Genomic DNA, 8,803 nt, shown 5'->3' with positions numbered 1-8,803 from the left:
ACGACGTCGGGGCTCGGCGCGATGCCCGGCGGCACGCGCTGGGGGCCGGCCTCGGGCGGGCGCGGCAGGTCCTGGGGGTGCAGCCGCACGGCGACGAGGGCGACGTCGTCCTCCCGGCGGCTCGGCAGCATGCGGGCCAGCACCTCGTCGCACAGGTCGTCCACGTCGCGGTGGCCGAGCTCCTCGAGGGTCTCCTGGAGCTTGACCAGGCCGTCCTCGAGGGACTGCCCGCGGCGCTCGACGAGCCCGTCGGTGTAGAGCAGGACGATGGCGTCGCGGTCGAGGGCGACCTCGGACTCGCGGCGGGAGGTGTCGGCCAGGACGCCGAGCAGCAGGTCGGAGGTCAGGCCGCTCAGCGCCGTGACGGTCCCGTCCGCGCTGATGACCATGGGCGGGGGGTGGCCGGCGTTGGACCAGCGCAGGCGCGTCACGCCGCGGGCGCGCTCGCTGGCGTCCTGCTCCAGGCGCGCGACGACGGCGGTGGCGGTCGTGCCCACCTGGAGCGTCTCCATCACCTCGTCGACCTTGCGCAGCACGTGCGCCGGGCCCTCGCCGGTGGCCACCGCGATCCCGCGCAGGAGGGTGCGCACCTGGCTCATGGCCGCAGCGGCGCGGGTGTCGTGGCCGACGACGTCGCCGATGACGACCATCGTGGCGCCGTCGGGCTGGAGGAAGGCGTCGTACCAGTCCCCGCCCACCTGCGCGGCCTCGGCGGCCGGGACGTAGCGCACGACGACCTGGGAGTGGTCGGGCTCGGGCGGGGCGGTGAGCAGGGAGCGCTGCAGGCCCTCGGCCAGGTCGCGCTGCTGGCGGTACAGCCGGGCGTTGTCGAGCATGACGCCCGCGCGGTCGGCGACGCGCGCGATCGTCGTCAGGTCGGCGTCGCCGAAGGGGCCCCGCTCGGCGCCGGTGCAGAGCGTGAGCAGGCCCACGGGTCCCTCACGACCGCGCAGGGGCTGGACGACGACGGCCTCCGGCGCCAGCCGGGCGAGCACGTCGCGCACCGGGCCGGGCCGCATCATGCCCAGCGCCGCGGTGGTGGCGCCGGACCGCAGGTGCTGCGGCTGGCCGCTCTCCATGGCGCGCACGAACAGGGAGTCGTCGGTGAGGGCGGCCAGGCGCGTGCGGGCGTAGGTCTCGGCCGCCTCCTGGAGCGCCGGGTCGCGGTGGCGCGCGGCGGCGTGGCGCAGCCCGCGCCGGCGGCCGGCCTGCTGGTCGTCGTCCAGCAGCGTGACGATGCCCCAGTCGGCCAGCCCGGGGACCACGAGCCGCACCAGGCGCTCGGCGCCCTCCGCGGGGTCCAGCGTGGCGACCAGCTCCTCGGTGATCCGGTCGAACAGCGCCGCCTGGCGGGCCTCCTGCTCGGTGCGCTCCTGCAGCCGCCGCCGGGCGGTGACGTCGAGGAAGTAGACCGCCAGACCCTCGGGGTTGCGCCAGGCCCGCACCTCGTACCAGGCGTCCAGCGGCGCGGGGTAGTAGGCGTCGAAGGCCACCTGCTCCCCGGTGTCCATCGCGCGGCGGTAGTGCGTCTCGAAGTCCGACCCGACGGCGGCGGGGAACAGCTCCCACACCTCGCCGCCCAGCAGCTCGGCCCGGGAGCGGCCGAGGACGGTCTCGGCCTGGGGGTTCACGTACGTGAAGCGCCAGGAGGGGTCGAGCGAGAAGAAGGCGGTGGACATCGACTCGAGCACCACCGCGAGGCGCGCGTCGGCCTCGCGGTGAGCGGTGACGTCCCACGCAGCGCCGAGCAGGCGGACCGGCGTCCCCCTCTCGTCGGCCAGGACGCGCCCGCGAGCGCCGATCCAGCGCACGCGGGTGTCGGGCAGGACGATGCGGTACTCGGAGTTGAACTCCCCGCGGGCCTCGATCGCGGCACGCAGGTCGGCGGTGACCCGCGCCTGGTCCTCGGGGTGCAGGCGGGCGCTGAACCCCGCGAAGGACTGGTCGAAGTCGCCGGACTCGTAGCCGAACAGCTCGATGAGGCGCCGGTCCCAGCCCAGGGCGCCGCCGACGAGGTCCCAGTCGAAGGTCCCGATGCCCGCGGCCGTGGTCGCCAGCTCCAGCAGCTCCCGGCGCGCCGCCTCGGCGTCCAGCGGGACGGCGTCGGCGGGCAGCTCGGCGGCGCCCAGGAGGGGGGCCTCCCAGAGCGCCGCGTCGTCGACGCCGGCCCCGCTGGCGTCGTCCCGGCGATCTGGCACGTGCTCCTCCTCGGCTCTGCCGCCGCGGTCGACCCGTCCGGCGGCGGCCCTCCATCATCGCCGACGGACGCCGAGCAGGCGCGGTCGCGCTGGCGGGCGGGCCTGCTTAGATGGTTCTGCGCGGCAGTGCTGTGCCGCGCGCCACTCGATGAGGAGGACCGTGAGCGAGCCACGACCGTCCGCGCAGCTCTCTGTGCAGCTGTACACCGTGCGCGAGCTGCTGGCCGAGGACCTGCCGGGCACGCTGCAGCGCCTGGCCGACCTCGGCTTCACCCTGGTCGAGCCGTTCGGCGTGATGGACAACGCCGAGGCGCTGGGGCAGGGCCTGGCCGCCGCCGGGCTCGGCGCGCCCACCGCGCACCAGCGCTACCTCGACGCCACGGCCGAGGAGCTGGAGACCGTGTTCGCGACCGCTGCCGGTCTGGGCATCGCCACGCTCATCGACCCGCACGTCGAGCGCGCGCGCTGGGGCTCCCGGGAGGACGTCGAGAAGACGGCGGCCGCGCTGAACGCCGCCGCCGGGATCGCCGCGCGCCACGGCGTCCGCGTGGGCTACCACAACCACGCCCACGAGCTCGAGAGCGTCCTGGACGGCACCACGGCCCTGGAGGTCTTCGCCGCCGCCCTCGACGACGGCGTCGCCCTGGAGGTCGACACCTACTGGGCGGCCGTCGGCGGCCAGGACCCGGTGGCCCTGCTCGGGCGCCTCGGGGACCGCGTGGAGGCGCTGCACGTCAAGGACGGGCCGGCGACCGCGGAGAACAAGGACCAGGTCGCCGTGGGCAGCGGCAGCCTGCCCATCCGCGAGATCATCGAGGCGGCGCCCTCCGCGCTGCGCGTCATCGAGCTCGACGACTCCCGGGGCGACCGCTTCCAGGCCGTGGCCGACAGCTTCGCGTGGCTGACCGCGCAGGGCCTCGCATGAGCGGCAGCGGGCGCGTCGGCGTCGGCGTCATCGGCGCCGGCGTCATCTCCAGCCAGTACCTGACCAACCTCACGGCCTTCCCCGACCTGGACGTGCGCTTCGTCGCCGACCTCGACGAGGAGCGCGCTCGCTCCAGGGCTGAGGAGTTCGGCGTGCCCGGCTCCGGGTCGGTCGCCGAGCTGCTCGCGGACGACGCGATCGAGGTCGTCGTCAACCTCACGATCCCCGCGGTGCACGTCGAGGTGGCGCTGCAGTGCCTCGCCGCGGGCAAGCACGTCTGGAGCGAGAAGCCGTTCGCCCTGGACCGCGAGAGCGGCCAGCAGCTGCTCGAGGCCGCCCACGCGGCCGGCCTGCGGGTCGCCACGGCCCCGGACACCTTCCTCGGCGCCGGGCTGCAGAGCTCGCGCCGCCTCGTCGAGTCCGGGCGCATCGGCGCGCCGCTCACGGCGCTGACCCTCCTGCAGAGCCCCGGGCCGGAGTCCTGGCACCCGAACCCCGACTTCCTCTTCCAGGAGGGCGCGGGGCCCCTGTTCGACATCGGCCCGTACTACCTGACCGCCCTGGTCCAGCTGTTCGGCCCGATCGTCCGGGTCAGCGCCGCGACCTCGCAGGCGAAGGCGACGCGCACCATCGGCTCCGGCCCCCGCGCCGGGGAGGAGTTCGCGGTCACCGTCCCCACCCACGTCAGCGCCCTGTACGAGTTCGCCAGCGGCCAGACCGCGCAGAGCGTCTTCAGCTTCGACTCCAAGCTGCGGCGCACGCAGTTCGAGGTCGCCGGCGTCGAGGGCACCCTCGTGGTCCCCGACCCGAACACCTTCGACGGCGAGCTTCTCGTGCACGACGGCGGTGACGAGCCGGTCAGCCTGCCCTCGACCGGATCGACCTCGACCCGCGGCACGGGCGTGCTCGAGCTGGCGCGCGCGATCCGGGCCGGCGTGCCGGAGCGGGCCTCCGGCGAGCTGGCCTTCCACGTGCTCGACGTCATGGTGGCGACCATCGAGTCCGGGACGAGCCGGGCCCCGGTCGACATCGCCAGCTCGGTGGACGTCGCGCCGGCGCTGCCCGAGGACTGGGACCCCACGGCCGCCACCCTGGAGTGATCAGCCGGCGGGACCGCGACGTCGCGCTGCTCGTCGCCGGGTGCCTCTTCATGGAGAACCTGGACGGCACGATCGTCGCCACGGCGGCACCGGCGATGGCCCGGTCGCTGGACGTGCCGACGACCTCGATCGGCCTGGTGGTCACCTCCTACCTGCTGACGCTGGCGGTTCTCATCCCGGTCAGCGGGTGGATGGCGCGCCGCTGGGGCGCCCGGCGGGTGTTCCTCTCGGCGATCGTCGTCTTCACGCTGGCGTCCCTGGCGTGCGCGCTGAGCACCGACCTCGTGCAGCTGGTCGCGCTGCGCGTCGTCCAGGGCGCCGGCGGGGCGATGATGGTGCCGGTCGGGCGCTTCGTCGTCCTGGCCAGGGCCGACAAGGGCGACCTCATGCGCGTGGTCGCCTGGATCACCTGGCCGGGGCTGCTCGCGCCGGTGGTGGCCCCGCTCGTCGGAGGGGCGCTGACCACCTACGCGTCCTGGCACTGGATCTTCCTCGTCAACCTGCCCCTGGGGGCCCTGGCCCTCGTCGTGGCGTGGCGGCTGCTCCCTGAGCCGCCGCGCGAGCAGCCCCAGCCGCTCGACCGGCTCGGGGTCCTGCTCACCTGCGCGGGCCTCGGCGGGCTGGCGTGGACCGCCCACCTCCTCTCGGAGCCGGCGACCCCGTGGGGGCCGACGGTGGCCTGGGGGGTGGGCGCGCTCGCGCTGACCGCGTGGGCGGTGCTGCACCTGCTGCGCGCGGAGGCGCCCCTGGTGGACCTGCGCTCCCTGCGCGTGGCGACCTTCCGGGCCTCGGTGACGGGCAGCTCGCTGTTCTGGATCGCGGTCGGCGCGGCGCCGTTCCTGCTGCCGCTGCTCTTCCAGGACGTCTTCGGGTGGAGCCCGGTGCGGGCGGGAGCCGTCGTGCTCTTCGTGTTCGTGGGCAACGTGGCGATCAAGCCGGCCACGAGCTGGCTGCTGCGGCGGTACGGCTTCCGCGCCGTCCTGCTCGCCTCGACGGCGGGCGTGGCGGCGAGCCTCGTGGCGCTGGGCGCCGTCACCGCCGCCACGCCCCTGGTGGTGACCGCGGCGCTGTGCGTGCTCAGCGGCGTGGCCCGCTCGGTGGGGTTCACCGCCTACAACACCGTGGCGTTCAGCGACGTCCCGGTCGCGGGCATGCGCGACGCGAACACCCTCGCGGCCACCGCCCAGCAGCTGGGCGCGGCCTTCGGGGTCGCCGCCGCCACCGTGGCCCTGCGCGCCGGCGAGCCGCTGGGCGGCCTGCTGCCGGGCAGCCCGACCGACGCCAGCGCCTACACCGCCGCGTTCGTGCTGCTCGCCGCGGTGGCGCTCGCGGCGACCGCGGTGGCGACGAGGCTCCACCCGGAGGCCGGGGCGGCGGTCCGCGGCGGCAGCCGGTCCTCGAGGCAGCGGTAGCGGAGGCGGGGCCCCGGAGCACGCGCCCCGGGGCCCCGCCCTCGCCACCGCCTGGTCAGCGACCCGCGTGCTCGCCCTCCTGGGCGGCTTCGTGCTCCACGCGGTCCCCGGCCGGCGCGGGCGCGACGACCGCGGGCTCGGCGTCGGCGCCCCCGGCGGCCACCGCGGGCGCCGGCAGGTCCGCCTCGTCGTAGACCGCCTCACCGCGCGCGACCATCCCGGCGACGTCGGACAGCGGGATCTCCTTGAGCAGCAGGGCGAGCACCAGGGCGACCGCGAAGGCCGGCAGCAGGTACCCGAACACCGGCGCCAGGGCGTCGGCGTAGGCGCCGACGATGGCCGTGCGCAGCGGCTCCCCGGCGGCGTGCACGAGCGTGGGCACGAGGCTGTCGGGGGAGGTGATGCCCGCTGCCGCGGCCTCCGCGGCGTTGGCGCTCAGCGCGCCCCCGAGGTTCTCGGCCAGCCGGTTCGTGAAGATGGTGCCGAACACCGCGACGCCGAGCGTGGCGCCCACCTCGCGGAAGTAGTTGTTCGTCGCGGTCGCGGTGCCGAGGTCCCGGGCGGCCACGGCGTTCTGGGCGACCAGCACGACGATCTGCATGATCAGGCCCAGGCCGAGCCCCATGACGAAGAGCTGCACGCCGACGACCCACACCGGCGTGGAGCCGGACAGCGTCGTCATCCACAGCATCGCGGCGGCCACGACGAGCACGCCCGCGATCGGGAAGACCTTGTACCGGCCGGTCCGCGAGGTGGCGATGCCCGAGCCGATGACCGTGATGAACAGGCCGCCCATCATCGGCAGCATGAGCAGGCCCGAGTCGGCCGCCGAGGTGCCAGAGGCCATCTGCAGGAAGGTGGGCAGGAAGGCGATCGCGGAGAACATGCCGAGCCCGACAGCGGCTCCCAGAGCGGTGGCCACGACGAAGGTGCGGTTCCGGAACAGCCCCATCGGGATGATCGGCTCCTCCGCGCGCAGCTCGATGAGCACGAAGGCGATCACGGCCACGGCGAAGACGGCCATGAGGCTCAGCGCCTGCCAGGAGCCCCAGCCCTCGCGGCCGCCGAAGTCGGTGAAGAAGATCAGCGAGGCCGTGGTGGTGGACAGCGCGACGACGCCGGCGTAGTCCAGGCGCGCGGTGCTGTGCTTGCGGGGCAGGCTCAGGGCGAACCAGGCGATGGCGATGGCGGCCAGCCCGATCGGGACGTTGATCCAGAAGGCCCACTGCCAGCCGAGGCTGTCGTGGTCGGTGAAGTAGCCGCCGAGCAGGGGCCCCGCGATGGCCGAGAGGCCGAAGATCGCGCCGAGCGGACCCATGTACTTGCCGCGCTCACGGGCCGGGACGACGTCCGCGATGATCGCCTGCGCCAGGATCATCATCCCGCCGCCGCCGAGGCCCTGGATCCCGCGCCAGACGACGAACGCGGTGAAGTTCGTGGCCAGCGCCGCGCCGACGCTCGCCGCGGTGAAGAGGCCGATCGCGACGAGGAACAGGGTCCGGCGTCCCCACAGGTCGCCGAACTTGCCGTAGATGGGCATGACGAGCGTGCTCGCCAGCAGGTAGGCGGTCGTCACCCACGCCATGTGGGACACGCCGCCGAGGTCGCCGACGATCGTGGGCATCGCGGTGGACACGATCGTCTGGTCGAGGCTGGAGACGAGCATGCCCGCCACCAGCGCCGAGAAGATCAGGTTGATCCGGCGGCGGGTGAGGACGATCGGGGCCGCGCCGGGCGGCGCGGTCGGGGTGGGGGTGGGGGCGGTGGGCACGGGGCTCCTCGGGTGGCGGTCAGCGTCGGACGTCGGGGGTGGTGCTCAGGGCTGCGGCGGCGTCGGCGCGGGCCCGGTCCAGGTGGTCGTGCAGGGCGGATCCGTCCACGGCCTCGAGCCACTCGTGGCAGGCGCTGCGGACGACCGCGTGCGCGACGGCGGCCGCGCACCGGCAGCTCGCGTCCGCGGCCGGCAGGCCGCGGCGCTGAGCGACGAGCTGGGCGATCTCCTGCTCGTGCGCCATCTGGCGCGCCAGGTGCGCGGCCAGCAGCCGCGGCTCGCGCTCGGCCAGCTCGAGGGAGGCGCGCAGGCCCGCGCGCCCCTCGTGGGCGACCGTCGCGGACGGGTCCAGCAGGGCCACGAGGTCCGCCAGCAGGTCTCCCGTGGGGCCGCCGTCGAGGAACGCCGCGCGTGCGACCGGCGTCCCGACCGGCGGCTCGTCGCCGAGGACGGCCGACTCCTTCGACTCGAAGTAGTTGAAGAAGGTGCGCACGGACACCCCCACCTCGGCGCACACGAGCTCGACCGTGACGCCGTCGAGCCCGTGCGCGCGGGCGAGGGCGCGGGCGGCGGCGCTGAGCTGCCGGCGGGTCTCCGCCTTCTTCGCCTCGCGCAGGCCACCGCTCGCAGATTCGTGCACGTCATGCATTCTTGCACGACGTGCAACGTTTCGGTGGGACGACGGCCGCGCCGTCGCTCCTCCGGCCCAGCGCTGTTCCTGAGCCGCCCGCTGCGGGATGATCGGGCATGGACACCGGTGAGCACGACGTGGTGGAGCGGGTCTCGCCCGACGGTGGTGTGGTCGTGGGTGACGACGGGTCCGACGGTGCGCGCAAGGCGATCCTCTTCGGGCTGGAGGAGGCGCGGCGCCGCGGCACGGCGCTGCACGTGCTCCGCGCCTGGACGATCAGCTCCGCGGTGCGCCCGCCCGGCGCCGCCTCCGGCTACGTCCCCAGCCTGCGCGAGTTCGAGCAGGGCACGCTGGAGGCCGAGCGCCGGCGGTTGCGCGGGATCTGCGGTGAGGAGTGCGGGGTGCCCGTCGAGGTCCACGTGGTCCACGGCCCGTCAGCGCAGGCCCTGATCGAGGCGTCGAAGACGTGCGACGTCGTCGTCCTCGGCTCCCGCGGGCGCGGAGGCTTCACCAGCCTCGTCCTGGGCTCCGTCGCGCTGCAGTCCGTCGCGCACGCCCACTGCCCGGTGATCGTGGTCCGCTGAGCCTGCGGGAACACCGCGCGGGCCCACCCCGTTGCCTCCCCCGGAGCAGCCGACCGGTGGCCCTCGCCGCCGACCCCGAGGGGTGGTCGCAGGGCCCCGCACGAGCAGGTATGGTTGTTCCACCGCAGCGGTTCCGGGAGCGATTCCCTGGGTCTTGACCCGGGGGTTCGGATCGGTTACGG

At 75.0% G+C, this 8,803-nt stretch carries 7 protein-coding genes; 4 read left to right on the top strand and 3 right to left on the bottom strand.

What is annotated here, in order from left to right:
• The coding region (locus AC5FZL_RS13385) for a SpoIIE family protein phosphatase (RefSeq protein WP_493619378.1) at positions 1–2,198 on the bottom strand (2,198 nt) is incomplete at its 3' end.
• A 160-nt stretch (positions 2,199–2,358) separates the two neighbouring features.
• Here AC5FZL_RS13385 and AC5FZL_RS13380 point away from each other — a divergent pair.
• Genes AC5FZL_RS13380 through AC5FZL_RS13370 form a run of 3 tightly spaced genes read left to right on the top strand, consistent with a single transcriptional unit; the run spans position 2,359 to position 5,635 of the window.
• Positions 2,359–3,123, top strand: coding sequence for a sugar phosphate isomerase/epimerase family protein (locus AC5FZL_RS13380; protein WP_493619377.1), 765 nt, complete (start codon positions 2,359–2,361; stop codon positions 3,121–3,123).
• Positions 3,120–4,223, top strand: coding sequence for a Gfo/Idh/MocA family protein (locus AC5FZL_RS13375; RefSeq protein WP_493619376.1), 1,104 nt, complete (start codon positions 3,120–3,122; stop codon positions 4,221–4,223). The genes AC5FZL_RS13380 and AC5FZL_RS13375 overlap by 4 nt, the downstream gene beginning before the upstream one ends.
• Positions 4,220–5,635, top strand: a complete 1,416-nt coding sequence (locus AC5FZL_RS13370; protein WP_493619375.1) for an MFS transporter — start codon at positions 4,220–4,222, stop codon at positions 5,633–5,635. The genes AC5FZL_RS13375 and AC5FZL_RS13370 overlap by 4 nt, the downstream gene beginning before the upstream one ends.
• A gap of 55 nt (positions 5,636–5,690) precedes the next feature.
• Here AC5FZL_RS13370 and AC5FZL_RS13365 read toward each other — a convergent pair whose 3' ends face one another.
• On the bottom strand, positions 5,691–7,406 hold the full coding sequence (locus tag AC5FZL_RS13365; RefSeq protein ID WP_493619374.1) for an MDR family MFS transporter: 1,716 nt from the start codon (positions 7,404–7,406) through the stop codon (positions 5,691–5,693).
• Between the two features lie 19 nt (positions 7,407–7,425).
• Complete coding sequence (locus AC5FZL_RS13360) at positions 7,426–8,046, bottom strand: TetR/AcrR family transcriptional regulator (RefSeq protein ID WP_493619372.1); 621 nt, start codon at positions 8,044–8,046, stop codon at positions 7,426–7,428.
• 107 nt (positions 8,047–8,153) lie between these two features.
• Between AC5FZL_RS13360 and AC5FZL_RS13355 the strand changes: the two genes are divergently transcribed.
• The gene (locus AC5FZL_RS13355) at positions 8,154–8,621 is read left to right on the top strand and encodes a universal stress protein (RefSeq protein ID WP_493619371.1); all 468 of its coding nucleotides are present in this window, start codon (positions 8,154–8,156) and stop codon (positions 8,619–8,621) included.
• Positions 8,622–8,803 lie beyond the last annotated feature (182 nt).

It is taken from the genome of Quadrisphaera sp. DVD1 (genome assembly GCF_058932755.1).
This window is presented reverse-complemented; position numbering and strand designations above follow the sequence as displayed.